28 protein-coding genes are annotated in these 26,315 nt (G+C 64.2%); 13 read left to right on the top strand and 15 right to left on the bottom strand.

Features of this window, described 5'->3' with window-relative positions; all coding sequences use genetic code 11:
* Positions 1-12: 12 nt before the first annotated feature.
* Positions 13-519 (top strand): MgtC/SapB family protein, encoded by a 507-nt coding sequence (locus FIU28_RS11725; RefSeq protein WP_143573141.1) that lies wholly within the window; start codon positions 13-15, stop codon positions 517-519.
* Here the strand turns inward: FIU28_RS11725 and FIU28_RS11720 are convergent.
* Positions 480-1,103, bottom strand: a complete 624-nt coding sequence (locus FIU28_RS11720) for a ParB-like protein (protein ID WP_143573140.1) — start codon at positions 1,101-1,103, stop codon at positions 480-482. The genes FIU28_RS11725 and FIU28_RS11720 overlap by 40 nt on opposite strands.
* A 103-nt stretch (positions 1,104-1,206) precedes the next feature.
* On the opposite strand from FIU28_RS11720, the gene FIU28_RS11715 reads away from it, so the two are divergent.
* The 7 genes from FIU28_RS11715 (at position 1,207) to FIU28_RS11685 (ending at position 7,058) form a co-directional block, all read left to right on the top strand.
* Positions 1,207-1,527, top strand: a complete 321-nt coding sequence (locus FIU28_RS11715) for a hypothetical protein (protein WP_143573139.1) — start codon at positions 1,207-1,209, stop codon at positions 1,525-1,527.
* Between the two features lie 177 nt (positions 1,528-1,704).
* Positions 1,705-1,986, top strand: a complete 282-nt coding sequence (locus FIU28_RS11710) for an acyl carrier protein (protein WP_143573138.1) — start codon at positions 1,705-1,707, stop codon at positions 1,984-1,986.
* A 7-nt stretch (positions 1,987-1,993) separates the two neighbouring features.
* Positions 1,994-2,503: a 3-hydroxyacyl-ACP dehydratase FabZ family protein gene (locus tag FIU28_RS11705; RefSeq protein WP_143573137.1), complete on the top strand. Its 510-nt coding sequence runs from the start codon at positions 1,994-1,996 to the stop codon at positions 2,501-2,503.
* Positions 2,496-3,704: a beta-ketoacyl-ACP synthase gene (locus FIU28_RS11700; RefSeq protein ID WP_143573136.1), complete on the top strand. Its 1,209-nt coding sequence runs from the start codon at positions 2,496-2,498 to the stop codon at positions 3,702-3,704. Before FIU28_RS11705 ends, FIU28_RS11700 begins: the two co-directional genes overlap by 8 nt.
* Positions 3,705-3,734: 30 nt before the next feature.
* Positions 3,735-5,015: a beta-ketoacyl-ACP synthase gene (locus tag FIU28_RS11695; protein WP_143573135.1), complete on the top strand. Its 1,281-nt coding sequence runs from the start codon at positions 3,735-3,737 to the stop codon at positions 5,013-5,015.
* An 88-nt stretch (positions 5,016-5,103) separates the two neighbouring features.
* Positions 5,104-6,126 (top strand): zinc-binding dehydrogenase, encoded by a 1,023-nt coding sequence (locus FIU28_RS11690; RefSeq protein ID WP_143573134.1) that lies wholly within the window; start codon positions 5,104-5,106, stop codon positions 6,124-6,126.
* Positions 6,126-7,058 carry a lipid A biosynthesis lauroyl acyltransferase gene (locus tag FIU28_RS11685; RefSeq protein WP_143573133.1) on the top strand — a complete coding sequence of 311 codons (933 nt, stop codon included), beginning with the start codon at positions 6,126-6,128 and terminating at the stop codon, positions 7,056-7,058. The genes FIU28_RS11690 and FIU28_RS11685 overlap by 1 nt, the downstream gene beginning before the upstream one ends.
* Before the next feature lie 51 nt (positions 7,059-7,109).
* Here FIU28_RS11685 and FIU28_RS11680 read toward each other — a convergent pair whose 3' ends face one another.
* From FIU28_RS11680 to FIU28_RS11625, 12 genes are all read right to left on the bottom strand, one after another.
* Positions 7,110-8,201, bottom strand: a complete 1,092-nt coding sequence (locus tag FIU28_RS11680; protein ID WP_143573132.1) for a polyamine ABC transporter substrate-binding protein — start codon at positions 8,199-8,201, stop codon at positions 7,110-7,112.
* Between the two features lie 8 nt (positions 8,202-8,209).
* Positions 8,210-9,364, bottom strand: coding sequence for an aminotransferase (locus FIU28_RS11675; RefSeq protein WP_143573131.1), 1,155 nt, complete (start codon positions 9,362-9,364; stop codon positions 8,210-8,212).
* Between the two features lie 8 nt (positions 9,365-9,372).
* Positions 9,373-9,699, bottom strand: a complete 327-nt coding sequence (locus FIU28_RS11670) for a rhodanese-like domain-containing protein (protein ID WP_441351285.1) — start codon at positions 9,697-9,699, stop codon at positions 9,373-9,375.
* A 111-nt stretch (positions 9,700-9,810) separates the two neighbouring features.
* The gene (locus FIU28_RS11665; protein ID WP_143573129.1) at positions 9,811-11,745 is read right to left on the bottom strand and encodes a potassium transporter Kup; all 1,935 of its coding nucleotides are present in this window, start codon (positions 11,743-11,745) and stop codon (positions 9,811-9,813) included.
* A 109-nt stretch (positions 11,746-11,854) separates the two neighbouring features.
* Positions 11,855-13,756 (bottom strand): potassium transporter Kup, encoded by a 1,902-nt coding sequence (locus tag FIU28_RS11660; RefSeq protein ID WP_143573128.1) that lies wholly within the window; start codon positions 13,754-13,756, stop codon positions 11,855-11,857.
* A 154-nt stretch (positions 13,757-13,910) separates the two neighbouring features.
* Positions 13,911-14,741 (bottom strand): OmpA/MotB family protein, encoded by an 831-nt coding sequence (locus tag FIU28_RS11655; RefSeq protein WP_143573127.1) that lies wholly within the window; start codon positions 14,739-14,741, stop codon positions 13,911-13,913.
* Positions 14,742-14,765: 24 nt separating this feature from the next.
* Positions 14,766-15,542, bottom strand: a complete 777-nt coding sequence (locus FIU28_RS11650) for a motility protein A (RefSeq protein WP_143573126.1) — start codon at positions 15,540-15,542, stop codon at positions 14,766-14,768.
* A 238-nt stretch (positions 15,543-15,780) separates the two neighbouring features.
* On the bottom strand, positions 15,781-16,497 hold the full coding sequence (locus FIU28_RS11645; RefSeq protein ID WP_143573125.1) for an RraA family protein: 717 nt from the start codon (positions 16,495-16,497) through the stop codon (positions 15,781-15,783).
* Between the two features lie 64 nt (positions 16,498-16,561).
* Positions 16,562-17,428 carry a CDP-diacylglycerol--serine O-phosphatidyltransferase gene (pssA, locus tag FIU28_RS11640; protein WP_143573124.1) on the bottom strand — a complete coding sequence of 289 codons (867 nt, stop codon included), beginning with the start codon at positions 17,426-17,428 and terminating at the stop codon, positions 16,562-16,564.
* Positions 17,429-17,508: 80 nt separating this feature from the next.
* Positions 17,509-18,207, bottom strand: coding sequence for a phosphatidylserine decarboxylase (locus tag FIU28_RS11635; RefSeq protein ID WP_143573123.1), 699 nt, complete (start codon positions 18,205-18,207; stop codon positions 17,509-17,511).
* 4 nt (positions 18,208-18,211) lie between these two features.
* Positions 18,212-18,637 (bottom strand): endonuclease domain-containing protein, encoded by a 426-nt coding sequence (locus FIU28_RS11630; RefSeq protein ID WP_143573122.1) that lies wholly within the window; start codon positions 18,635-18,637, stop codon positions 18,212-18,214.
* An 88-nt stretch (positions 18,638-18,725) separates the two neighbouring features.
* Complete coding sequence (locus FIU28_RS11625) at positions 18,726-20,663, bottom strand: ABCB family ABC transporter ATP-binding protein/permease (RefSeq protein ID WP_143573121.1); 1,938 nt, start codon at positions 20,661-20,663, stop codon at positions 18,726-18,728.
* 210 nt (positions 20,664-20,873) lie between these two features.
* Here FIU28_RS11625 and FIU28_RS11620 point away from each other — a divergent pair, with 210 nt between their 5' ends.
* Positions 20,874-21,479 carry a TIGR00730 family Rossman fold protein gene (locus tag FIU28_RS11620; RefSeq protein ID WP_143573120.1) on the top strand — a complete coding sequence of 202 codons (606 nt, stop codon included), beginning with the start codon at positions 20,874-20,876 and terminating at the stop codon, positions 21,477-21,479.
* Positions 21,480-21,649: 170 nt separating this feature from the next.
* On the opposite strand, the gene FIU28_RS11615 is transcribed toward FIU28_RS11620, so the two are convergent.
* Together FIU28_RS11615 and cysS are read right to left on the bottom strand one after the other, a co-directional pair.
* Positions 21,650-22,150, bottom strand: a complete 501-nt coding sequence (locus tag FIU28_RS11615) for a GNAT family N-acetyltransferase (protein ID WP_143573119.1) — start codon at positions 22,148-22,150, stop codon at positions 21,650-21,652.
* Complete coding sequence (cysS, locus tag FIU28_RS11610) at positions 22,150-23,544, bottom strand: cysteine--tRNA ligase (protein WP_143573118.1); 1,395 nt, start codon at positions 23,542-23,544, stop codon at positions 22,150-22,152. The genes FIU28_RS11615 and cysS overlap by 1 nt, the downstream gene beginning before the upstream one ends.
* Positions 23,545-23,843: 299 nt before the next feature.
* Here cysS and FIU28_RS11605 point away from each other — a divergent pair, with 299 nt between their 5' ends.
* The 4 genes from FIU28_RS11605 (at position 23,844) to FIU28_RS11590 (ending at position 26,270) form a co-directional block, all read left to right on the top strand.
* Positions 23,844-24,143, top strand: a complete 300-nt coding sequence (locus FIU28_RS11605) for a hypothetical protein (protein ID WP_143573117.1) — start codon at positions 23,844-23,846, stop codon at positions 24,141-24,143.
* A 215-nt stretch (positions 24,144-24,358) separates the two neighbouring features.
* On the top strand, positions 24,359-25,486 hold the full coding sequence (locus FIU28_RS11600) for a DUF2865 domain-containing protein (RefSeq protein WP_143573116.1): 1,128 nt from the start codon (positions 24,359-24,361) through the stop codon (positions 25,484-25,486).
* A gap of 119 nt (positions 25,487-25,605) precedes the next feature.
* Entirely contained in the window at positions 25,606-25,869 is a 264-nt protein-coding gene (locus FIU28_RS11595; RefSeq protein WP_143573115.1) for an antitoxin, read from the top strand.
* Positions 25,866-26,270 (top strand): type II toxin-antitoxin system VapC family toxin, encoded by a 405-nt coding sequence (locus FIU28_RS11590; RefSeq protein WP_143573114.1) that lies wholly within the window; start codon positions 25,866-25,868, stop codon positions 26,268-26,270. Before FIU28_RS11595 ends, FIU28_RS11590 begins: the two co-directional genes overlap by 4 nt.
* Positions 26,271-26,315: the final 45 nt, after the last annotated feature.

The raw sequence follows: 26,315 nt of genomic DNA, 5'->3' as shown, positions 1-26,315 counted from the left end.
AGGGATAGCGACATGCTCGACTGGTCGGAAATCCTGTTGCGGCTCGGCATCGCCGCGCTGGCGGGCGGCGCGCTCGGGCTCAACCGCGACCTGCACGGCAAGCCGGTCGGCGTACGCACGCTGTCGCTGGTCAGCATCGCTGCCGCGATGGTGATGGTGCTGGCCGATCCGCTGCGGGACGGCGGTTTCTCGGATGCCGGCAGCCGCGTCATCCAGGGCATTCTCACCGGCATCGGCTTTCTCGGCGCCGGGGTGATCTTCCATGCCGAAAAGCATGTTCGCGTTCGCGGCCTGACCAGCGCGGCTTGCGTCTGGCTGACGGCCTGTATCGGCATCGTCTGCGGCGCCGGCCAATGGCGCATCGTTACGGTGGCATTGGCCATCGCCTTCGTCGTGCTGCTGATCGGCGGTCCGGTCGAGCGCCGGCTACACCGCCTGCTCGGCGGCCAGCCGGACCACGACCTGCCCGCGGACGAACCTCAGTCCTCCGCTTCCGGACCGCACCAGCCCGGCAGATAGGTCGCGTCCCGGCTCCTGGCGAGCGCCAGCGCCTTTTCCATGGCCTTCTCGAAATCGGCCTCGACGTCCTTGCGCGACAGCCGGCGGCGCAACAGGTCGGCCCACAGGAATTCGCTGAACGGCGTGACGTCCTTGGCGTAGCCACCGGCGCGGCGCAATTCGCCGGCGAGGCTGCGAAACGGGTCGTCCTTCAGCTTGGCGATCGATTTCGGGATGTCGTTGAAATGATGCCGCACGCCGCGGGCGTCATAGGGGTAGACCCAGCGGCGATTGTCGAGCACGCCCCAGAACGCCTCCTTGTCGACCATCGTCAGATCGGCGACCACGCTGACCAGAATGTCCTTCACGTCCTCGTCATGCAGCGCGCGGGCAAGGTGATGGTGATCGATGATGTAATGGTGATGATCCGGCCCGAGCACGACCGGAATCATGTGCGACCCCAGGGCCTCCGCCTGCTTGCGCTTCGACCGGTGCTCGCGCCAGTGCTTGCGCTTCTCCTTGACCTCGCGCATGCCCACGGTCATCTGCGTCGGGCGCAGCGACAGGATCGGAATGGGCTGTACCGTGGGTTCGCGGGTTGGCATGTCTGTATTCCCTCGATTGCCGCATCTCGGCCATGCGGAGTTAACGAAACCGACCCACCGCGAACGTGCTAAAATTACAAATCACATCTCGCGGACCGCGACCATGAAGACCCAGCAGCCGATCATCAACCCGGACGATGGCGAACACCGCGTGCTGAAATATGTGCCGCGCAACTCGGCGACGCTGCAAAACAATGCCAGCGTTACCGCCGCCGAAGATCTTTCTCGCTTTGAGCAGCCCCGCGACGAGGGCGACGACTTCGGTCACCGCATGCTCGCCAACGCCGCGGCCTTCGCATTCACGGCGGTCCTGATCGGCATCGGCATCTGGCTGGCGATCAACATCGCCGACCTGCGCAAGACCCAGGATTGCGTGCTGATGGGCCGCCGCGACTGCAGCCGGATCGTGGCACCGCAGGGCTGAACCCCCCGGGCATTGCCGGATCTGGCCGGTGGGTAGGCGCTCACCACCCATTGAACTGACGAGCTGCCTCCGTTATACGGGCAAACGACTCCTTACGGCAGGCGGGGTGTTTCGGGGCCAAGCCCCCCTTTTGTCATGCCGTTCTTAATTTTTCTTCAATCGATCAAAGGCTTAATGATGTCCACCACATTCGATCAGGTCGCTACAATCATCGCGGAAACCTGCGACATTCCCCGCGACACGATCACGCCGGAGAGCCATGCGATCGACGATCTGGGCATCGACAGCCTGGACTTCCTCGATATCGCCTTCGCCATCGACAAGGCGTTCGGCATCAAGCTGCCGCTGGAAAAATGGACCCAGGAGGTCAACGACGGCAAGGCGACCACCGAACAGTATTTCGTCCTCAAGAACCTCAGCGCCCGCATCGACGAACTGGTCGCGGCCAAGGGCGCGTAACGCCCACATGAACCTCGAATATTTTCACCTGATTGACCGCATCACCGATCTCGATGTCGGTGAGCGCCGGATCACCGTTGAAGCGATCGTGCCCCACAAGAGCACGATCTTTGAGGGTCATTTTCCCGGCTATCCCCTGATGCCTGGCGTGTTGCTGATCGAGGCGATGGCGCAGACTTCGGGCTGGCTGCTGATCGCCTTGAACAAGTTCGAACGGATGCCGTTTCTGGCGGCGGTGCAGGAGGCCAAGATGCGGACCTTCATCACCCCCGGAGAAGTGCTGACGATCGACGCCACGCTGGCGCATGACGGCTCCGGCTTTGCCCGCACCGACGTGAAGATCAAGGCGGCCGGCAAACTCGCCTGCAATGCCACGCTGACGTTCCGCATCGTGCCGTTCCCGCATCCGGATTTGCGCGGGCACATGGATATCATGGCCAAGCGGATCGGCTTTCCGACCGAGGCGATCGCCCAAGGAACAGCCGAAGGAACCGCCGAAGGAACGCAGCATGGCTGAAACGAGACACGCAGTATCCGAACCGGTGGAAGCCTGGATCACCGGCATTGGTCTTGCGACCTCGCTCGGCGAAGGCCCGGACGCCCATTGGGATGCGCTCAACAACAAGCGCATCAACATCGATGAGACGAATTTCGCGCCCTACATCGTGCACCCGCTGGCGCCGCTTTCCTACGACTCGCAGATCCCCAAGAAGGGCGATCAGCGGCAGATGGAAGCCTGGCAGCGCATCGGTACTTACGCCGCCGGCCTGGCACTGGAATCGGCCGGCCTGAAGGGCAACAAGGACATCCTGTCGAAGATGGACATGATCGTCGCGGCCGGTGGCGGCGAGCGCGATCTGGCCGTCGATTCCGGCATCCTGAATTCCGAGGGCCACGGCGCGACGCCGCCCGGCCTGCTCAACGAACGGCTGATGAACGATTTGCGGCCGACGCTGTTCCTGGCGCAGCTGTCCAACCTGCTCGCCGGCAACATCTCGATCGTTCATGGCGTCACCGGATCGTCGCGCACCTTCATGGGCGAGGAAGCCGCCGGCGTCGACGCCGCGCGTATCGCGCTGGCGCGGATTGCCGCCGGACAGAGCGACGTCGCCTTGATCGGTGCGGCGCATAATGGCGAGCGCAAGGACCTGCTGCTGCTGTACGAATTCGACGACTTCAACCTGAAGAACAGGTTCGAGACGGTGTGGGCGCGCGAACAGGCCTCGGGCTTTGCGCTCGGCTCGGCCGGCGCCTTCGTCGTGATCGAATCCCGGGCGCATGCCGAAGCGCGCGGCGCCAAGCCGCTGGCGCGTCTGAAGAGCGTCGTCGCCGACCAGGTCCGCCGCAAGACGCCGGGCGAAGTCACGGCGTCGCTGGAGAAGCTGTGGTCCAAGCTCGGCTCACTGAAGAGTGATGTCGCGATCATCACCGGCGCGACCGGCGCAGAGCCTGCGACCTCGGAAGAGCGCGCGTTCCTGAACGAGCATCGCGACGTCGCGGTGCGCGCCACCGGCACGATGTTCGGCCATACGCTGGAGACGCAGTTTCCGCTCGGCCTCGGGCTCGCCGCGCTGGCGATCTCGCGCGGTGCGCTGTATCCGCCGAACGATTCGACGGGCGTCGAGATTGAAATGACGAAGAAGCCCACCCAGATTGTGGTGATCGGCGCCGGCCATTGGCGCGGCGAAGGCATGGCGCTGGTCGAAGCGATCGATTGACGCCTAAGACACGGCCGACGGGGAAGACACATGACAGCCACGCGCGATAAATTCGGCCGACCGATCGTCGTCGTCACCGGCATGGGCGTCGTCACCTCGCTCGGCGCCGGCAAGGACGACAACTGGAAGAAGCTGACAGCCGGCGAGTCCGGCATCCGCACCATCACGCGGTTTCCGACCGAAGGCCTGAAGACCACGATGGCCGGCACCGTCGATTTCGTGCCGGTCGATCCGTTCTCCTCCACGGATCTGTCGGAAAAGCTCGGCGATCTCGCGACGGAAGAAGCCATCGCGCAGGCCAATATCGGCAGCAAGGGCGACTTTCCCGGCCCGCTGTTTCTCGCCGTCGCTCCCGTCGAGGTCGAATGGCCACAGCGCCAGGCCGTGGCGCGCGCCACCGGCGCCAACACCGCGATTGACTACGACGCGCTGCTGCGCGTCGCCTCCGGCGGCCAGTTCAAGGATTTCCATCGCCGCTTCATGTTCGGCTCGGTCGCCGATCATATCGCCGAGACGTTCGGCACCAAGGGCTCGCCGATCTCGCTGTCGACCGCGTGTGCCTCCGGCACCACCGCGATCCAGCTCGGCGTCGAGGCGATCCGCCGCGGCGACGCCGATGCCGCGCTGTGCGTTGCCACCGACGGCTCGGTCAATCCGGAAGCACTGATCCGCTTCTCGCTGCTGTCCGCGCTCTCCACCCATAACGACCCGCCGCAGGCCGCGGTGCGGCCGTTCGCCAAGAACCGCGACGGCTTCGTGATGGCCGAAGGCGCCGGCGCCCTGGTGCTGGAGAGCCTGGAAGCCGCCACAGCGCGCGGCGCCAAGATCCTCGGCATCGTCGCCGGCTGCGGCGAACTCTCCGATAGCTTCCACCGCACGCGCTCGAGCCCCGATGGCAAGCCGATCGTCGGCTGCGTCAACAATGCGCTGTTCGATGCGGGTCTGGTCTCCGACCAGATCGACTACATCAACGCGCATGGCACCGGCACGCCGGAAAACGACAAGATGGAGTATCTCGGCATTTCCACCGTGTTCGGCGAACGCGCCAAGCAGATTCCGGTGTCCTCCAACAAGTCGATGGTGGGACACACGCTGTCAGCCGCCGGCGCGGTCGAGGCGGTATTCTCGCTGCTGACGCTGGAGCACCAGCGGATCCCGCCGACCATCAATTACGATGTTCCCGATCCCGCGATTCCATTCGACGTGGTCCCGAATACCGCCCGCGACGCGAAAGTCACCGCTGTGATGTCGAACTCGTTCGGCTTCGGCGGCCAGAACGCCTCTTTGATCGTGACGCGCGAGCCGATTTAGGCTTCGCGCGACTGCCTCCGGTTGACGCCCTAGCGTGAACCGGCGATACGCAACCATCTGAAATTCCTTATTGTCGGAGACGCAGGTCATGCGTGCGCTCAATCTCGTTGCCGATCGTGAACTCGTCGTCGTCGATCAGCCTGCCCCGCCGCCGCCCGAGGCCGGCGAAGTGCAGATCCGCGTCAAGGCGGTAGCGCTGAATCACATCGACGTCTGGGGCTTTCGCGGCATGGCCTTCGCCAAGCGCAAGCTGCCGCTCGCGGTCGGCGCCGAAGCCTCCGGCGAGATCGTCGCGGTCGGCGAAGGCGTGACCAACTTCAAGCCCGGCCAGAAGGTCGTGATGTACGGCGCCAAGACCTGCGGCGTCTGCAAGCCATGCGTCGAGGGTCGCGACAATTTCTGCGAGAACGTCGGCGGTCTCTACGGCTTTCATCTCGACGGCTTTTCGCGTGAGCTGATGAACATGCCGGCGCGGCTGGTGATCCCGGTACCCGACAATGTCAGCCTGCGCGATGCGGCCTGCGCGCCGATCGCATTCTCGACCGTGCAACACATGCTGTTCGACAATGCCAAGCTGCAGCCGGGCGAGACCATTCTGGTGCATGCCGGCGGCTCCGGCATCGGCACGGTTGCGATCATGATGGCCAAGAAGATCGGCTGCACCGTCATCACCACGGTCGGCGACGACTCCAAGATCGAGGGCGTCAAGGCGCTCGGCGCCGACTATGTGATCAACTACCGCAAGGATCGCTTCGAGGGCGAAACGCGAAAAATCACCAAGAAGAAGGGCGTCGACGTCGTGTTCGAACACGTCGGTGCCGACACCTTCAACGGCTCGCTGCTGGTGATGAAGCGCGGCGGACGTCTCGTCACCTGCGGCTCGACCTCGGGTCCGACCACGACCATCAACCTGATGCAACTGTTCCAGCAGCAGTACCGCATCTTCGGCTCGTTCGGCGCGACGATGAAGAACATCGCGGAGAGCCTGGAAAAGATGTCTGACGGCATGTTGCCGGTGATCGACACCGAAGTATCGATGGAGGACGTCGAGCCCGCGCTGAAGCGGATGGAAAGCCGCCAGGTGTTCGGCAAGATCATCGTCCACTTCTGATGCTGCGGCTGTTCCTCCGCGCCCGTGCAATCATTCGGAACGCCATAAAGCCGGCGGGCGAAGCGGTCGTCGGCGCGCTGACGATCGCCCTGCTCCGCACCACGCGCTATTTCGACCCGATCAAGACCGCCGAGCTGTTCGCGAAAATCACGCAGAAGATCGGTCCGCTATTCCGCGAGGACAAGATCGGCCGCGCCAACCTCACCGCGGCCTTTCCGGAAAAATCGCCCGAAGAAATCGAGACGATTCTCGCCGGCGTGTGGGGCAACATGGGCCGCTTCGCGGCCGAATTCGCGCATCTCGATCACGTCTGGGAGCACGATCCCGCGCATCCCGAACTGAGCCGCATCGAAATCCCGGAGCGCACCCACGAGCTGTTCGCGCAGCTCCGCCTCGACGGCAAGCCCGCGCTGATCTTCGCAGCCCATCTCGGCAATTGGGAATTGCCGGCGCTTGCCGCGGTCGCCCACGGGTTGGAGGCGACGGTGCTGTATCGCCGCCCGAACATCGAGGCCGTCAACCGCACCATAGAGCGCATCCGCGCCGTGAATATGGGCACGATGGTTGCAGCCAGCCACGACGCCCCGGTCAAGCTGGCGCATGCGCTTTCCGACGGCCAGCACGTCGCGATGCTGATCGACCAGTGGTTCCGGAACGGCGTCCAGGTCGATTTCTTCGGCCGCAAGACCAACGCCAATCCGATGCTGGCGCGCCTCTTGCGCCAGGTCGACTGCCCGATCCACGGCGTCCGTATCATCCGCCTGCCCAACCACCGTTTTCGCGCCGAATTGTCCGAAGAGGTCAAGCCGGTGCGTACAGCCGACGGCAAGGTCGATGTGCAGGGCACCATGCAGGCGGTGACCAGCGTTCTGGAAGGCTGGATCCGCGAATATCCCGACCAGTGGCTGTGGCTGCATCGGAGATGGCGGTAGCTTTCTTCACCTCTCCCCGTTGGGGAGAGGTGAAGATAGGCGCCCGATGCGCTACCGCCCCGTCTTCACCCGCGTCCATAACCGGTTGATCACCCGCTGGGTGGCGGGATCGCGCGCCGTGATGATGAACAGCTTCTGCAGCATCGCGTCGTCCGGATAGATCGTCTTGTCGTTCAAGATCTTCGGATCGACCTGCTTCTGGCTCGCCAGATTGCCGTTGGCATAACCGAGATAGTTGGAATTCTTCGCCGCCACGTCCGGCCGGTACAGATAGTTGATCAGCGCATGGGCTTCAGCGACATGCGGCGCGTCTGCCGGGATCGCCAGATTGTCGAAGAACATCTGCGCCCCCTCTTTCGGCACGGCATAGCCGATCTCGACGCCGTTTTTCGTTTCATCCGCCCGCGCGCGGGCCTGGATGATATCGCCGGACCAGCCAACCACGAGGCAGATCTCGCCGGTCGCCAGCGCGCTGAGATATTCGGAGGAGTGAAATTTTCGTACCGACGAGCGGACACGGCCGACGGTTTCGGCAGCCTTGTCGAGATCGGGCTGTTTCGTTGAGTTGGGGTCGATGCCGAGCCAGTTCAGCGCCGCCGGCAGAATGTCGTCGGCCGAGTCCAGCATGTGAACGCCGCACTCCTTGAACTTCGCCAGGTTCTCCGGTTTGAACACGATGTCCCAGCTGTCGACCTTGGCATCGGCGCCGAGAATTCGCCGGGCCGCCTTGACGTTATAGCCGATGCCGGTGGTACCCCACATGTAATTGGCGGCGAACTGGTTGCCGGGATCATAGGTGTTCAGCCGGCCGGTGACGGCGTCCCAAGCGTTGGCGAGGTTCGGCAGTTTCGATCTGTCGAGCTTCTGAAAGATCTTGGCTGCGATCTGACGCTGCAGGAAATAGGCGGTCGGCACCACGACGTCATAGCCCGACTTGCCGGCCAGGAGCCGCGTCTCCAGCGTCTCGTTGGCATCGAAGGTGTCGTAGACCACCTTGATGCCGGTCTCCCTGGTGAAGTCCTCGAGGACTCCCGGCGCCATGTAGTTCGACCAGTTGTAGAAATTGACCACCCGCTCCTGCGCCTGTGCGGGCACCGACAGCGCGACCGAAACGGCACAGGCGGCGATGATGCGGACGAGCATGGTCTCTCCTAACGGCGATGCACCGCGTCGTGCAGGCGCTCCAGCGCGGTGTCGAGCGTCGAGTCCTTCTTGGCGAAGCAGAACCGCACCACCGAGCTCACCTTGTCTTCCTCATAGAACGCCGAGACCGGAATCGCTGCGACCTTGTAGTCATGCACGATGCGCTTGCAGAACGCCTCGTCGGTCTCGTTGAGCCCGAGCGGCGAGAGATCGACGGTGAGAAAATACGTGCCCTGCGACTGGATCACCGGAAAGCCGATCTGCTGCAGACCGGCGGCGAGCCGGTCGCGGCTGCGCGCCAGCCCGGTTTGCATCTCCTTGAAGAACGCATCGGGCTTGCCGAGCCCATAGGCAACAGCCGTCTGCAGGTTCGGAGCGGTAGTGAAGGTCAGAAACTGGTGCACCTTGGCGCAGACGCGCAGCAAAGGCGGGGCGGCGCAGACGAAACCGATCTTCCAGCCGGTCAGCGAAAATATCTTGCCGGCCGAGCCGATCTTGATGGTGCGGTCGCGCATGCCGGGAATCGACATCAGCGGAATGTGCTGGAAGCCCTCGAACACGACGTGCTCCCAGACCTCGTCGCAGATTGCGATGGTGTCGAACTCCTGGCAGAATTTCGCCAGCAGTTCGAGATCCTCGCGCGGATAGACGACGGCCGCGGGGTTGAGCGGGTTGTTGAACAGCACCGCCTTGGTCTTGTGATTGAAGACCGCGCGCAGATCTTCCTCGGTCAGGCGCCAGTGCGGCGGCTTCAGGCTGACCAGCCGGGGGATGCCGCCGGCCTGGCGGATCACCGGCAGATAGGAATCATAGACCGGCTGGAAACACACCACTTCGTCGCCCGGCTCGACCGTCGCGAGGATCGCCGTGGTCAAAGCTTCGGTACCGCCGGAGGTCACCATCACCTCGGCCATCGGATCGAGGTCGAGGCCGTGCCAATGCCCGTAATGCGTGGCGATCGCCTGCCGCAGCTCCGGCAGGCCCATCATCGAAGGGTACTGGTTGTAGCCGTTGAGCACGGCATCGGCCGCCGCCTGGCGGATGTCCAGCGGGCCCGGATCATCCGGAAAGCCCTGACCGAGATTGATGGCATCGTTGTCGCGCGCGAGCTGCGACATCGCCTCGAACACCGTGACCGGCAGGTTCGCAAAGATCGGGTTCATCGCAGGGATCAGGCCTTGGTCGGCAGGCCGGCCGCTTTCCAGCCGAGCATGCCGCCGGCGAGGTGCTTGTCGTAGGGCAAGCCATTGACCTGCGCGGCGAGCGAGGCGGTCACCGAGCGCTTGCCGGAGCGGCAGGCGAACACGATCTGCTTGCCCTGGGGATCGGGCAGATCGGCACTGTCGAAGCCCGACAGCGGCACCACGACGGCGTCCGGATAGGCCTCGGCCTCGACTTCGTTGGGCTCGCGGACATCGACCAGCAGATAGCGGCCGTCCTTGATACCCTCAGCGACGTCTTCGGGCGCCAGATTCGTCACGCGATGATGTTCGGCCACCAAAACCTCCTGACGCCCCGACATTCCGGAGCGTATTTTGCAGTCGGACTACCCGTCCGTTCGGCGCCAACGTCGCCTCTTGCGGGACGAAAATCAAGCGTCCGGGGTTCGTTAAATCGTCACCTGGGTGCCGACTTCGACCACCCTGCCCGTCGGGATCTGGAAGTAATCGGTGGCATCGTTGGCGGTGCGGCTGAGCGAGATGAACAAAAGGTCCTGCCAGCGCGGCATGCCGGAATGGGTTGCCGGCTTCAGCGCACGGCGCGACAGGAAGAACGACGTCGACATGATGTCGAACTGCCAGCCGAGTTTTCGCGCGATAGCCAGCGCCTTCGGCACGTTCGGGGATTCCATGAAGCCGAACCGCAGCGTCACCTTGCTGAAGGTGGCGCTGATCTCTTCCAGCCGGACCCGGTCGGCGGGATCGATGCGCGGCGTGGACGCGGTCTCGATGGTGAGAATGACGTTCTTCTCGTGCAACACCTTGTAGTGCTTCAGACTGTGCATCAACGCGGTCGGCGCGGATTCCGGATCGCTGGTCAGGAACACCGCGGTGCCCGGCACGCGCTGCGGCGGCCGCTTCTCCATCATCGCAACCAGGTCCTTCAGCGGGAATTCCAGCTTGCGTGACTTCTCGAACAGCAGCCGGCTGCCTCGCCGCCACGTATACATCAGCAGGATGACGATGCCGCCGAGCAGCAGCGGCACCCAGCCGCCGTCGAACACTTTCAGCAAATTGGCAGCAAAGAAGGTGAGATCGAGCAGCAGGAACGGCACGATCAGCAGGGCGGCGGCCCAGGGCTTCCACTTCCACACCCGCCAGATCACGACGAACCCCATCATCGCGGTGACGACCATCGTGCCGGTCACCGAGATGCCATAGGCCGAGGCCAGCGCGCTCGACGATTTGAACAGCAGCACCAGCAGCACCACGGCGACCAGCAGCAGCATGTTGATGCGCGGAATATAGATCTGGCCGGAATGCGATTCCGAGGTGTGCCGGATCTCGAAGCGCGGCAGCAGGCCGAGCTGGATCGCCTGCCGGGTCAGCGAATAGGCGCCGGTAATGACCGCCTGGCTGGCGATCACGGTAGCCGCCGTCGCCAGCGCGACCATCGGGATCAGCGCCCAGTCGGGATACATCAGAAAGAACGGGTTCTCCAGCGCGGTGGGATCGCCGATCACCAGCGCGCCCTGGCCGAGATAGTTGATCGCCAGCGACGGCAGCACGATGTACAGCCACGCGGTTTGGATCGGCCGCTTGCCGAAATGGCCGAGGTCGGCATACAGCGCCTCCGCACCGGTGACCGCGAGGAACACCGCGCCCAGCGTGACGAAGCCGATGATGCCGTGATGCAGCATGAAGTTGACCGCATGCACGGGATTGAGCGCGTACAGCACCTCCGGGTGTTTCACGATCGGCGGGATCGCCGCGACGGCGATCACCGTGAACCAGACGCACATGATCGGACCGAAGAACGCCGCCACCCGCGCCGTGCCGCGCGACTGGACGGCAAACAGCGCGATCAAAATGACGATGGTGATCGGCACGACATAGGCATCGAAGGCCGACGTCACGAGCTTGATGCCTTCGATCGCCGACAGCACCGACAGTGCCGGCGTGATCACGGCGTCGCCATAGAAAAGTGCGCCGCTGATGATGCCGAGCAGCACGATGACCGAGGCCCCGCCGCCCTTCCCCACGGCGCGCTGCGCCAGCGCCATCAGCGCCAGCGTGCCGCCTTCGCCATGATTGTCGGCGCGCAGCAGGATCAGCACGTATTTCAGCGTCACCACGATCACCAGCGCCCACAGGATCAGCGACAGCACGCCGAGCACGGCCTCGTTGCTGATGCCACCAGCCGTGTGACCGCCGGCGGCGACCAGCGCCTCGCGGAGCGCGTACAGCGGGCTGGTTCCGATGTCGCCATAGACGACGCCGATGCTGCCCAGCATCAGGGACTTGAAGCCTTCGGTGGAATGCGCGCCGCCATGTTCGGCTGCCACCGGCGTTTCCGCGGCGGGGACTGCATTCTCGCTGGTCATGGTGGCCTCGATCAGGGCTGCGGCAACGCTAAGCGAGGCCGCTTAGAGGCCTGCGCGTAGCACGGCGTATAGCGTATTTTCGGGTCTCGGCCACGCGAAATGTCGAACGCTAGATCGTCACCTGGGTGCCGACCTCGACCACCCGGCCGGTCGGGATCTGGAAATAATCGGTGGCGTCGTTGGCCGAGCGGCTCAGCGCGATGAACAGGTGGTCCTGCCAGAGCGGCATGCCGGATTGCGCCGACGGCTTCAGCGAGCGCCGGGACACGAAGAACGACGTCGCCATGATGTCGAACTGCCAGCCGAGTTTTCGCGCGATTACCAGCGCCTTGGGAACGTTCGGCGATTCCATGAAGCCGAAGCGCAGCCGCACGGTGGAGAACTTATCGCTGACATTCTCCATCTTGACCCGCTCGGACGGATCGACCCGCGGCGTCTGCGCCGTCTCGATGGTCAGGATCACGTTGTGCTCGTGCAGCACCTTGTTGTGCTTGAGGTTATGCAGCATCGCGGTCGGCACGAATTCCGGATCGGAGGTCAGGAATACCGCGGTGCCCTTGACGATGTGCGGCGGGCGTTTCTCCAGGCTCTTGATCAGGTCGCGCAGCGGCACCTCGATGCGCCGCGTCTTGGCGACAAGGATGGCGGCGCCGCGGCGCCAGGTCCAGATCACCATCGCCATCAATACGCCGAACAGCAGCGGCACCCAGGCGCCTTCCAGTAGTTTGAGCAAATTGGCGCTCAGGAAGGCGAGGTCGACGAATACCAGCGGGGCGATCACGGCCGCCGCGGTGGCGGCCTTCCAGTTCCACAGCTTCCAGATCACCACGAAGCCCATGATCCCGTCGGCGACCATCGTGGTGGACACGGCGATGCCGTAGGCGGAGGCCAGACCGCTCGACGACTTGAACAGCAGCACCAAGAGGATGACGCCCATCAGCAGCAGGCGGTTGACGCGCGGCAGATAGATCTGCCCGGCATGGGTCTCGGACGTGAAGCGCACCTCGAAGCGCGGCAGCAGCCCGAGTTGCACCGCCTGGCGCACCAGCGAATAGGCGCCGGTGATGACGGCCTGGCTGGCGATGACGGTGGCGGCCGTGGCCAGCACGATCAGCGGCAGCAGCATCGATTCCGGCGCCATCCGATAGAACGGATTCTCGATCGCGGCCGGATTCGACAGCACCAGAGCGCCTTGCCCGAAATAATTGATCAGCAGCGCCGGCAGCACGAAGAAGAACCAGCCATACTGGATCGGCCGGCGGCCAAAATGGCCAAGATCCGCGTACAGCGCCTCGCCGCCGGTGACCGCGAGGAACACCGCACCCAGCGTCACCAACCCGATGGTGCCGTGGCTCATCATGAACTGCACGGCGTAATACGGATTGATCGCATACAGCACGGTCGGATCATCGGAAATGTGCAAAGCGCCCATCACCGCCAACGCCACGAACCAGAGGATCATCACCGGCCCGAAGGCCTTGGCAACCTTCGCGGTTCCCACGCGCTGCACCGAGAACAGGACGACCAGGATCGCGATGGTGATCGGCACGACGTAGGGCTCGAGCGCCGGCGCCTTCAGCTTGAGGCCCTCGACTGCCGACAGTACCGAGATCGCCGGCGTAATCATGGAATCGCCGATGAACATCGAGGCGCCGACCACGCCGAGCGCCAGCAGCAGCCAGCTTCGTCGCCCCAGCGCGCGCTGCCCCAGCGCCATCAGCGACAGCGTTCCGCCCTCGCCATTGTTGTCGGCGCGCAGCAGGAACAGCACGTATTTGAGGGTGACGACGATGAACAGCGCCCAAAGGATCAGCGACAGCACGCCGAGCACGATCACCGGCGTGACCGGGGCGCCGTGGGTCGCTCCATGCACGGCCTCGCGGAACGCATAGAGCGGCGAGGTTCCGATGTCGCCAAAGACGACGCCGATGCTGCCGACCGTCAGCGACCAGAAGCCGGTGTGGGCCGGCGCTTCAGGGGCGACCTCGCCTGATGTTTCGGTGGCGGCCATGCTGGTTCAAACACCCTAGGGTAATATTGGTCCCGGCTATGGCGTGCCGGGCAAGACCAGTCAACCGCTTGACGATAGCAGAACACACCCCTTTGCCGCCGCCGGAGCAATGGCAATTTTGGGGTGAGATCCCAAAAAAAGGATTTGACGCGAGCTACGGCTTGAGATTCGGCGGCAGCGGCGGATCCTCGCGCATCAGGGTGATGGTCACCCGGCGGTTGGCGGCCATCGACGGATCGTCGGGAAATAGCGGCTGGCCGTCCGCCTTGCCGGACACCGAGAACACGTTGGCCGGCGGCAGGCCCTCGCGTTCCAGGATCTGGCGCACCACGTTGGCGCGGTCGGCGGACAGGTCGAAGGCGTCATATTCGGCGCGCGCCGGGATGAAGCCCGCGGCAGTATGTCCCACGATCGCCACCCGCAGCGGCGTCGCTTTCAGCGGGCCGGCAAGTTTCTGCAACAGCAGCCTCGTGCGCTCATAGGGCACCTTGGAGCCTTCGGCGAACATCGAGCGGCCGTTCTGGTCGATGATCTCGAGGTTCAGCCCCTGCTTGGTTTCCTCGAACATAATGTTCTTGGAGATCTCGCTGATCTCCGGCATGTCCTGCAGCGCCTGGCGCAACGAAGCGGAGGCCAGCGCGAATTCGCGGTCCATCTTCAGCTTGGCGCCTTTCGGCCGGCCGCTGGCGTTGCTCTCGTCGGGACTGGTCTGGTTGGACGCCTCCTCGGGCGTGACGTGGCCGACGTTCTTGGTCTGACCACGGGTCGGCAGACCGTCGGATTCGATCACGCCGGAATAGCGCGCGTCGGACTGCACGCCGAACGCTTCGCGGATCGAGCCGGAGACGATCTTCAGCTTGGCGCCATCCGGGCTGGAGAACGCTACCAGCATTACGAAATAGCTGAGCAGCAGCGCCATCAGATCGGCGAAGGTCACGAACCAGCCGTGACCGCCATGGGCTTCTTCGCGCTTCTTCTTCGCCATGGGACTGCCCCGCGTCCGCTCCCGTTAGGCCGGGACCGGCTCGCCCTCTAGATCGTGGCGGTGCTTCTCGGGCAGATAGGCCAGCAGCATTTCGCGAACCAGGGTCGGGCTCTTGGAATCGCGGATCATCAGGATGCCGTCGATGATCAACGTCCGGTTGGTTTCTTCGTCCATCACCTTGCCATGCAGCTTGTCGGCGATCGGCAGACAGATCAGGTTGGCGACCAGCGCGCCGTACAAGGTGGCCAGCAACGCCACAGCCATGAACGGGCCGAGCTTGGACGGATCCGACATGTTGGAGAACATCTGCACCATGCCGAGCAGAGTGCCGATCATGCCGAACGCCGGGGCGCAGTCGCCGATCGCGCGGTAGATCTTGCTGCCCTCATTGAGGTGCATCAGAAAGTTGTCGCGGTCGCGCTCGAGGTTGTCGCGGATGAATTCGAGATCGTAGCCGTCGGCGACGAAGCGGATGCCCTTGGCGAGGAACGGCTCGTTGGTCTCGACCTTTTCAAGACCGACCGGACCCTGCTTGCGGGCGATCTCGGCAATGCGGGCGAGCTCGTCGACCAGATCGCGCGCCGACAGCCGGCTCAGCGTGAAGGCGAACTTCGCGCCCAGCGGCATGCCGTGCATGATCGCGGACAACGGGAAACGGATCAGGGTCGCAGCGATCGAGCCGCCGAAAATGATGATCACGGCATGGATGTCGTAGAACATCTTAAAATCGCCGCCCATCAGGACCAGCGTGCAGAGCACCGCGATGCCGGCGATCAGACCGACGCTTGTTGCGATATCCATGAAACACTCCGACGCTAGGCGTACGCGACGACTATCCGTGCTGGACGGCCACGCGTCCTCAGCGGGCGCGCGTCCACAACGTAGCGGCGCGCCATTAAGGACTGGTAAAGTGTAAGGTAGCAAAGCGCGGCGGCGCCGGAACAATCGACGCGTGGCGCGTTCATCGCGGAGCCATAACAGAACCCGTTACCGAACCAACGCCGTTTGTGACGTCAGAAAGAAACAGACGCCTATCGCTTTAGTGGATTTCCGACGCCTGCTTCAGCGCAGCTTTCAATTTCTCCAGCGAGAACGAAGTGCTGCGGGCGATGTCGAGGATCGGCGTCTCGCGGCGGCCGCATAGTTCGGCGGCATCGGGAAGCTTCGCCGCGATATCCAGCGGGATCACCACGGCGCCGTGCTGGTCGGCATGGATCAGGTCGCCGGAGCGCACCGTCATGCCGGCAACACGGACCTCGCCGCCAAAACTCTCGGCATGAACATAGGCATGCGACGGCCCCAGCGAGCCCGCCAGCGCCTGAAATCCCTCGGCCCATTGCGGAATATCGCGGATCGAGCCGTCGGTGACGACGCCGACACAGCCCAGCGCCTTGTGCACGGCGCTCTGCACCTCGCCCCAGAACGCGCCGTAGCCGACGTCGGCGCCGTCGATATCCTGGATGACGCTGATGCGCGGGCCCGGGCCGGTGCCGACATAGTCGTAATAGGCGATGCGGCGCGCCGCCTGTTCGGCGGCCGGCAGGCCGGAGGCAACCACCGAGCGGATCGTTGCGGTGCGGGCATAGCCGACGATCGCCGGCAGATCGGGGAACGGGCAGACCAGCGGCTTGGTGGTGTAGCCGATCAGCCGGCGCTCCGGTGCCACGATCTCCATCGCGTTGCAGATGGTCGGCGTATCATAGCGCCCGAGCGCTTCGAGGACCGCAGCTGACAGCGCTTCGCTGGAATGGGTCATGATGGTCTCCCTGGTTGTTGCGCATCCGGTCTGTGCAGGATGTCGTCGTCGGGCCGATCGGGGCCTAGTTCAGCCGCACGGGCGAGTCGTCGGGCTTCGCCGCCGGCGTGACGTAGGTGGCCGGCACCGGGGCGGGCTCCACCGGCACGACGGCCGTAGAGGCCGCCAGTGCGCGCTCCTGCGCGCGGTAGGATTTCCAGCCGAAAGGCAGGAAGGCCAGATACAGCACCGACAATAGCGACAGCACATGCCAGGGATAGCCGATCAGCAGCGCGATGAAGAGCACGACGCCCGCCACCACCGGCAGCACCAGTTCGCGCGGCACCCGCATGTTCATCGACTTGCCGGAGAACACCGGCAGCCGCGACACCATCAGGAACGCGATCAACAGCGTGAACAACGTGGTCAGTACCGCCGGAGGCGTCGGCACCCCGAGGAACGCCAGATAGATCGGCAGCAGCACGGTGATGGCGCCGAGCGGCGCCGGCATGCCGGTGAAGAAGTTGGCGGCGAAGGCCGGCTTGTTGGGGTCGTCCATCTCGGCATTGAAGCGCGCCAGCCGCAGGCTGCCGCAGATCGCGAAGATCATCGCCGCGATCCAGCCGATATTGCTGAGATCGTGCAACTGCCAGAAATACAGGATCAGGCCGGGCGCCACGCCGAAATTGACGAAATCGGCGAGGCTGTCGAGCTCGGCGCCGAACTTGGACTGGCCCTTGATCATGCGGGCGACGCGGCCGTCGACCCCGTCGAGCACCGCGGCGAACACGATCGCGGCGACCGCCAGTTCCATCCGGCCCTCGGTTGAGAGCCGGATCGCCGTCAGGCCGGCGCATATCGCCAGCAGCGTGATCAGATTGGGGACCAGCATCCGGACCGGAATGGTCCGGAACCGGCGGCGGCGGGTGTCTGGCGAGGGATCGGTCGGCATTTGCATGGTTCCCCTTTAGCAAACCCGACCGTGCTCCGCCATTGTGGCGAGGCCCCGACCCGTTTGGCTGAAGAACAGGATTAATCGATCCGGTAGGTGCGGCCGCCGTCGCCGACCATGAAATCGGCCAGCACGGTCTCGCCGGCCACCGCGGTCTGGCCGACCGATACCAGCGCCTTGCTGCCTTCCGGCAGATAGACGTCGAGCCGCGAGCCGAACCGGATCAGGCCGAAGCGCTCGCCGGCGCCCAGCATCTGGCCCTCGCGCACGAAGGAGACGATCCGCCGCGCCACCAGGCCCGCGATCTGCACCACGCCGATGCGGCCGCCGGGGATCGAGATCACCAGCGAATTGCGCTCATTGTCGTCGGAGGCCTTGTCGAGCTCGGCATTGATGAACTTGCCGGGCCGGTAGGCGATCCGCTCGATGCGGCCGGCGACGGGACTGCGGTTCACATGGCAGTTGAAAACGCTCATGAACACCGAGATGCGCAGCAGCGGGATATCGCCGAGGCCGAGTTCGGCCGGCGGCAGCACCATCTGGATCAGCGACACCCGGCCATCGGCCGGCGACACCACGACGCCCTCGCGGATCGGCGTGACGCGGACCGGATCGCGGAAAAACAGCGCGCACCACCCAGTGAGGATGGTGCCGATCCAGCCCAGCGGCGTCCAGATCCAGAACAGAATCAGCGTCGCCAGCGCAAACGCGCCGATGAACGGGTAGCCTTCCTTGTGGATCGGCGGGATCTGCGCACGGATGGAATTGGCGATGGACATGGGCTCAGCGTTCTTTCTTCCCCTCTCCCCCGGGCGCAGCGAAGCTGCGACTGGCGGGAGAGGGTGGCCGCGCGTCAGCGTGGCCGGGAGAGGGGGCGGTCGAGGTTGAACCAAGGTGCTTGATGAGAACTTCAAGCACCCCGTCCGAATTGTTCAACACTTCATTATTCCAGAACCGCAGCACGCGAAACCCTTGATCTTTAAGCCAATGGTCGCGGTGGAGATCCGATCGGTTTTCAGAATGCTGTCCGCCGTCGACTTCGATGACCAGACGTTCGGCCAGACAAACGAAATCAACGATGTAAGGCCCGACCGGCAACTGGCGCTTAAATTTGTAGCCGCGGAAGCGATGGGCGCGCAGCAGGTACCACAGCCGACGTTCGGCGTCGGTCATGTTCGAACGCAAAGCTTTGGCGTACTCCCTCGCCATGCCCCCTCTCCCGTCCGCGCTGCGCGCGGCCACCCTCTCCCGCCAACGCCGCTTCGCGGCGCCGGGGGAGAGGGGAACAAGAAAGAATCTACTCCGCGGCGTCCGGGGCCAGCAATGCCGGCGGCTTGCGGTTCGGTGCGGCGTCGTCGTCCGCGATCATCGCCAGCCGCTCGCGGGCTTCCTGGGCCTCGCGCTGCCGGTTCCACATGCTGGCGTAGAGCCCGGAGGCGGCCAGCAGTTGGCTGTGGGTGCCGCGCTCGGCGATCCGGCCCTGATCCAGCACGATGATCTCGTCGGCGCCGACGATGGTCGACAGCCGGTGTGCAATCACCAAAGAGGTGCGGTCCTTCGATACCTTCTCCAGCGCGTCCTGGATTTCCTGCTCGGTGTGGCTGTCGAGCGCCGAGGTGGCTTCATCGAGCAGCAGGATCGGCGGCGCCTTCAGCACGGTGCGGGCGATCGCCACGCGCTGCTTCTCGCCGCCCGACAGTTTCAGGCCGCGCTCGCCGACTTCGGTCTCGTAGCCCTTCGGCGACATCCGGATGAAGCCGTCGATCTGCGCGGTCCGGGCGGCCTCCTCGACCTCTGCGTCGGTGGCGTCCCAGCGGCCGTAGCGGATGTTGTAGCGGATGGTGTCGTTGAACAGCACGGTGTCCTGCGGCACCATGCCTATGGCTTCGCGCAGACTGGTCTGGGTGACATTGCGGATGTTCTGGCCGTCGATCGAGATGGTGCCGCCGGAGACGTCATAGAGCCGGAACAGCAGCCGCGAGATCGTCGACTTGCCGGCGCCGGACGGGCCGACGATCGCCACCGTCTTGCCGGCCGGCACCTCGAACGACAGCCCTTTCAGGATCGGCCGCTCGGGATCGTAGGAAAACTGCACGTTGTCGAAGCGGACCGCGCCGGCGCTGACCAGCAACGGCTTGGCGCCCGGCAGATCCTTGACCTCCGGGTTACGCTGCAGCACGCCGAACATCTTCTCGATGTCGATCACCGCCTGCTTGATCTCGCGATACACCATTCCCATGAAATTCAGCGGCTGGTACAGCTGGATCATCATCGCATTCACCATGACGAAATCGCCGACCGTGTTGGTGCCGTTCCGCACGCCAATGGCGCACATCAGCATGGTCGCGGTCAGGCCGCAGGTGAAGATGACCGCCTGTCCGGTATTGAGCAGCGCCAGCGACGTATAGGTCTTGACGCTGGCCTTTTCATAGCGCGCCATCGAGCCGTCATACCGCTCGGCCTCGCGCGCCTCGGCGCTGAAATATTTCACCGTCTCGTAGTTGAGCAGCGAATCGATCGCCTTGGTATTGGCCTCGGTGTCGGAATCGTTCATGCGGCGACGGATCTCGATCCGCCATTCCGTCGCGATGTAGGTATAATACATGTAAACGACGACCGTGATGGCGACCACCAGCACGTAGCGCCAGTCGAATTGCCACAGCAGCACGCCCATCAAGAGCGAGACTTCCACCACCGTCGGCACCAGCTGCAGGATCACCATCCGCACGATCACTTCGATGCCGAGCCGTCCCCGCTCCAGCACCCGCGTCAGGCCGCCGGTCTTGCGCTCCAGATGGAAGCGCAGCGACAGTTCGTGCATGTGGACGAAGGTGAGGTAGGCGAGCTTGCGCACCGCATGCATCGCCACCTTGGCGAAGATGCCGTCGCGCCATTGCGTCAGCACCGCCATCAGCACGCGGATCAGGCCGTAGCTCACGGTCATGATGACAGGCGACGCGATCAGCCACAGCGCCCAGTTGGACGATTGCACCGGGGCGGTGTCGGCGCCGGTCAGCGCGTCGATCGCCCATTTGAAGGTGAAGGGCACGGTCAGCGTCGCCAGCTTGGCGATCACCAGCAGCACCATCGACCAGAACACCCGCATCTTCAGGTCGGCGCGGTCACCGGGCCAGATGTAGGGCCACAGGTGAACCAGCGTCGACATCAGCGTGCCGCGCTCGATCGACGACGTGGGGGCGCTATCGTGGGAATGCGAATGGGCGGGATCAGCCATCGATAGCGCCCGGGATGAACGAGGCGGCTACTGGGCGCCGCAGGATGTTTAAGGTCGGTTGCATGCTGGAATGCATATAGGGAGTTGGGCCTGTTGTCGCACCCTTCGTGGTACAAATCTTTCCCACGCCAGGATGTACGAGGCATCAAATTCGCGTCGGCAGATCGTCCGGGTCTTGACGCTGTCTTTCCGCACTGCCACATAAATTAGATGAGCATCATCAAGAACGTCTGCGTGTACTGCGGCTCCGGCCCGGGCACGGATCCCCGCTTCGTCGAATCGGCTATCGCGCTCGGCAAGTCGCTGGCCGAAAACGGCGTCGGCCTGGTCTATGGCGGCGGCTCGATCGGCCTGATGGGCGCGGTGGCCACCTCGGTGCTGGAGCACGGCGGCCACGTCACAGGCATCATCCCGGAATTCCTGACCAAGCGCGAAAATGCGCTGACCGGCGCTCAGGAGCTGATCGTTACCCACGACATGCACGAGCGCAAGCGGCTGATGTTCGAGCGCTCGGATGCCTTCGTCGCCCTGCCCGGCGGTATCGGCACGCTGGAAGAGCTGGTCGAGCAATTGACCTGGCAGCAGCTCGGCCGGCATAGCAAGCCGATCCTGCTGGCCAACATCGGAAATTTCTGGGACCCGCTGCTCGAATTGCTCGAGCACATGCGCGCCACCGCCTTCATCCGGCCGACCCTGCCGCTCGACGTGCTGCAGGCCGACCGCGTCGAGGACATCTTGCCCCGCATCCGCGCCGCCGCCGCGCAGGCCTCGGAAGACGCCAAGAACCTCGCCCCCGAAGTCGCGGCAAGGCTGTAGTTTATCAACTCGGTGTCATTCCGGGATGCGAAAGACGGCGAAGCCGGGTGGCGCAGACCCGGAACCTCGAGTTGTTGATCGTCTCATCTCGGGATGCTCAGCCGCTCCAGTTGGAGCGGCTGAGGTTCCCTCGCAGCTAACGCTGTTCCCGCCCGGGAATGGCAGCCTCCTCAGAGCGGCGTCGCCTCACCGAGCGTTTTCTGCATCGTGGTATTGGCGAGCCATTCGTCGCCCATCGTGATCGTGCTGCGGCGGGTTGCGATGTAGCCGCGCTTTTCGAAGAACTCCTGCGCGTTGTCGCTGACATCTGCCGTCAGAATCTTGGCGCCGCGCGCGCCAGCGAGTTTTTCCAGCGCGTCGCATAGCATCGCCGCGACGCCGCGCAGCACCGCGCTGGGGTGCACGTACAACAAATCGATGTGGTCGGCGCCGCGCAATGAGGCAAAGCCGACCGGCGAATTCTCCAGCGATGCGATCAGTGTCAACTGCCCGGCGAGACGCTTGCCGAACGCGGCCTCGTCCTCCGCGGCCGAGGCCCACGCCGCCTGCTGCGTCTCGCTGTAATCGTCGCCGGTCAGCTCCGAAATGCTGGCGACGAAGATCGCCGCCAGGATCGGCGTGTCGGTCGGCAGGAACGGCCGCAGCGTGGCTTGAGGCATGGCCTGTCCCATCAGCGTGCGATCTCCCACGTGGTGCCTTCCTTGGAGTCCTTGATGGTCACGCCAAGCGCGGCCAGTTCGTCGCGCAGCCGGTCGGATTCCTTGAAATCCTTGCGCGCGCGCGCCGCGGTGCGGTCGGCGATCAGGCCCTCGACCTTGGAGGCATCGACGCCGCTGGCCTGCTGCTTGCGCCCGGCCCATTCGGCCGCGGTCTCGTTGAGGAAGCCGACCATCCGCAAGGACGCCGCGAACTTGCCGCGATCCTTATCGTCGCCGGCAGCGGCGCTGTTGCGCAGGCCGTGCAGCGCCGCGATCAATTGCGGCGTATTGAGATCGTCGGACAACGCATCGATCACCTTGTTCGACGGGTGGCCGCCCTTGTTGTCGGCCGCGACCCAGTACCAGTCGTCGAGCGTTTTGGCGCTTTCCTCGAGCCCCTTCAACGTCCAGTCCATCGGCGAGCGATAATGCGTCTTCAGCATGTTGAGGCGGATGACCTCGCCCGGCCAGTCGTTGAGCAGGTCACGAATAGTGATGAAGTTGCCTGTCGATTTCGACATCTTCTCGCCTTCGACCTGCAGGAAGCCGTTGTGCATCCAGTAGTTCGCCATGACATCGGTGCCGTGCGCGCAGCGCGACTGCGCGATCTCGTTCTCGTGGTGCGGAAAGATCAAATCGAGCCCGCCGCCGTGAATGTCGAAAGTGGTGCCGAGATAGGCCGCCGACATCGCAGAGCACTCGATGTGCCAGCCCGGCCGGCCCCTGCCCCACGGGCTTTCCCAGCCGGGTTCGTCCGCGGACGACTGCTTCCACAGCACGAAATCGGTCGCGTGCTTCTTGTGCGCGTCGACGGCAATGCGCGCGCCGGCCTGCTGGTCCTCCAGCTTGCGGCCGGACAGCGCGCCGTAATCCGGCATCGATTCGGTGTCGAACAGCACCTCGCCACCAGCCTCGTAGGCATGGCCGCGGGCGATCAGTTGCTGGATCAAGGTCACCATGTCGGACTTGCCGTCGGCGCGCGGCAGCACGAAGTCGGTGGCGCGCGGCTGATGCGTCGGCGGCAGGCAGCCCAGTGCTGCGACATCGGCATGAAACTGCGCGGCGGTCTTCTCGGTGACGGCGCGGATCGCCTCGTTCAGCGGCAGGCCCGGGAAATCCCGGATGGCGCGGTCGTTGATCTTGTCATCGACGTCGGTGATGTTGCGGACATAGGTGACCTGGTCGGGGCCGTAGATGTAGCGCAGCATCCGGAACAGCACGTCGAACACGATCACCGGCCGGGCATTGCCGATATGGGCGAAGTCATAGACGGTGGGCCCGCAGACATAGAGCCGGACGTTGTCGGCATCGATCGGCACAAAGTCGCGCTTCTCTTTGCTCAGCGTATCGTAAAGGCGCAAATCCATGACTGTCCCGTCCCTGATGGCCGGGCGTCGCATGATCTCGATTGAGAAGTGACGGCCGCAGCCAGCGTCAAGCTAGCTCGTAATCTCGCGGCGCAGGCCGCAATTGGCGAGAAAACCGTTCATTAGCGGCACCATGCGGCAGCCGGGGCTTGGCCGTCAAGGGCTGCCATCCGTCGCTCTGGACAGCATTGGCGCGCTCATCTTTCGGAAAATCGAGGCCGCCCACGCCATGGTTAATGATTGTTCAGCTTTTTGGCTCTATTGAAGGGCCTTTGGTTGATTCATTCATCAGGTGAGCCATGAAATCGATTGCCCTGTTGCTAGCCGCCACCTCGGTGCTGGCCGCCTCCTCCGCCGTGGCTGATTCCCGCGTCTTCATCATCGCCAACCAACCCGACGGCTATGGCATCGACCGCTGCCTGGCCGGCAGCGACAAATGCGGCGCCTCGGCCGCTTTGGCCTATTGCCAATCGCGGCAATTCGCCCAGGCGACCGCGTTCCGCCGGGTCGATCCCGACGAGATCACCGGCTCGGTGCCCAAGCCGGCCGCCGGCGGCAGCGCCCGCGAAGAATACGTCGCAATCACCTGCCAGCGCTGACAACGGCGATCCGCATCGGGTGACGGCGGCAGCGTCCGGCCGCCACAGTGCAGCCCCGGAAACGACGTGACCCTGCCGCGAGAAGCGGCTATGGGAAAGCCGCGTTGCCGTCGCCCAGGAAATTGCCTGATTTGGCGAATTCGGCAAGGCCGGCAAGGGGGTTTGCCAAGCATCGAACCCGCGCCGATCTGACCCGATGTGCTGTAGTGGCCCTTATGTCTGACACGTTGACTGCCTCGCTCCGCAAGTTTCTGGCCTGCACCGTCCTGCTCGGCGCTGTGTCGCTGGCCAATGAGGCCGCAGCGCAAGGCGCGCCCCCGCAACAAAGCGCCAATCCGATGTGCGTGCGGCTGGAGGGCCAGCTCGCGACCATTGACCGCGGCGGCGGTGGCGACCCCGCGCGCGCCGAGCAATTGCGACGCTATGAGGACGCAGCCTCCAAGCAGCAGAACGAGCTCGACCGCGTCACCGCGCAGGCCCGGCGGATGGGCTGCGATTCCTCCGGCTTCTTCTCGATGTTCAACGGCCAGTCGGCACAGTGCGGCCCGGTCAACAACCAGATCCAGCAGATGCGCGGTAATCTCGACCAGATCACCAGCAATCTGGAGCGGCTGCGCGTCGGCACCCCCGGCAGTTCGGACCGCGACAGCCAGCGCCGCTCGGTGCTGCTGGCGCTGGCGCAGAACAATTGCGGACCGCAATATGCTGCTGCCGCGCGCAATCCTGCACCCGGCTCCGGCGCCGGCAATTTCCTCAACAATTTGTTCGGCAACAACGAGCCCAGCCCCGATGCCCCGCCGCTCGACGCCGCGGTGGCGACCGCGCCGTCCGGCACCTATCGCACCGTCTGCGTGCGGACCTGCGACGGCGCTTATTTCCCGATCTCGTTCGCCACGGTGCAAAGCCGGTTCGCCGACGACGAGAAAACCTGCAAGAGCCTGTGCCCTGCGGCCGATGCCAGCCTGTTCAGCTACCGCAATCCGGGCGAGGACATGAACGCAGCGGTGTCGATCTCCGGCCAGCCCTATACGTCGTCGCCGAATGCGTTCAAGTACCGTACCGAATTCAACCCGTCATGCTCCTGCAAGGCGCAGGGCCAGACCTGGTCGGACGCGCTGAAGAACATCGACGACAAGGCGGCGGCCGAAAACGGCGACATCATCGTCACCGAAGAACGCGCCAAGCGGATGTCACTGCCACCCGCCAAGGGCACGCCGGTCTCCGCCAAAAAGGGCGCCGCGCCTCCGCCCGCCGAGACCCCTGCCGCAGCCCCCGCTGCGCCGGCCGATCCCAACAAGCCGATCCGCTCGGTGGGACCGACGTTCCTGCCGAAGGCGCAGTAAGACAGCGCGACGCGCAGGCAAGCAGCGTTGCGGACTCTTTGATTCCGCTTGGTTGTCAGCCTTGATAGTCGCTGCTCCTTGATATATATCATGGTATGTATCAGCACGTGGAGAGTGCCATGACATCGCGAACCGCCAAAATTTTCACGACCGGCCGTAGCCAGGCCGTCAGGCTGCCGGCGGAGTTTCGCTTCGAAGGCAGCGAGGTTTTCGTGCGCCGTGACCCCAAGACCGGCGACGTCATCCTCTCCCGCAAGCCGGATTCCTGGGACGGCCTTCTCGAGCTACACGGCCAGGATCAGATGCCGGACGATTTCATGGGAACGGCCGACCGCAGCGGACCGACGCAGCAACGCGATCCGTTCGCTGGCTGGAAAGAATGACGGTCCGGATGCTCGACACCAATATCGCCAGCCATGTCATCAGGGGCGATCGGCGTGAGATCATCGAGCGGCTAATTGCACTTCCCATGGAAGACATTGTGCTCTCCTCCGTCACCGAAGCAGAACTTCTTTACGGTCTGGCGAAGCGCGGCTACCCCGAGGCGCTGTCCGAGCGGGTCCGGCAGTTCCTGCTTCGCGTCGATGTGCTGCCATGGGATCACGATGTCGCCAAAACCTACGGCGACTTGCGGGCGGCATGCGAAGCGAAAGGCGTGACGCTTGCGCCCCTCGACATGATGATCGCCGCCCATGCCGCAGCCGTCGACGCGACCCTCGTGACGCGCGACAAAGCTTTTGCCCGTATTCCTCAATCGTTGAGGATCGAGGACTGGACGACGTAGAGTCGAAAAAGCTGAGGATCTCTCCTGGAGAAGCGACAAAGCGCG

This window comes from Tardiphaga sp. vice154 (assembly GCF_007018645.1).
Taxonomy (GTDB): Bacteria; Pseudomonadota; Alphaproteobacteria; order Rhizobiales; family Xanthobacteraceae; genus Tardiphaga.
The sequence above is the reverse complement of the archived record's forward strand: the minus strand, read 5'-3'. Positions and strand labels throughout refer to the sequence as shown.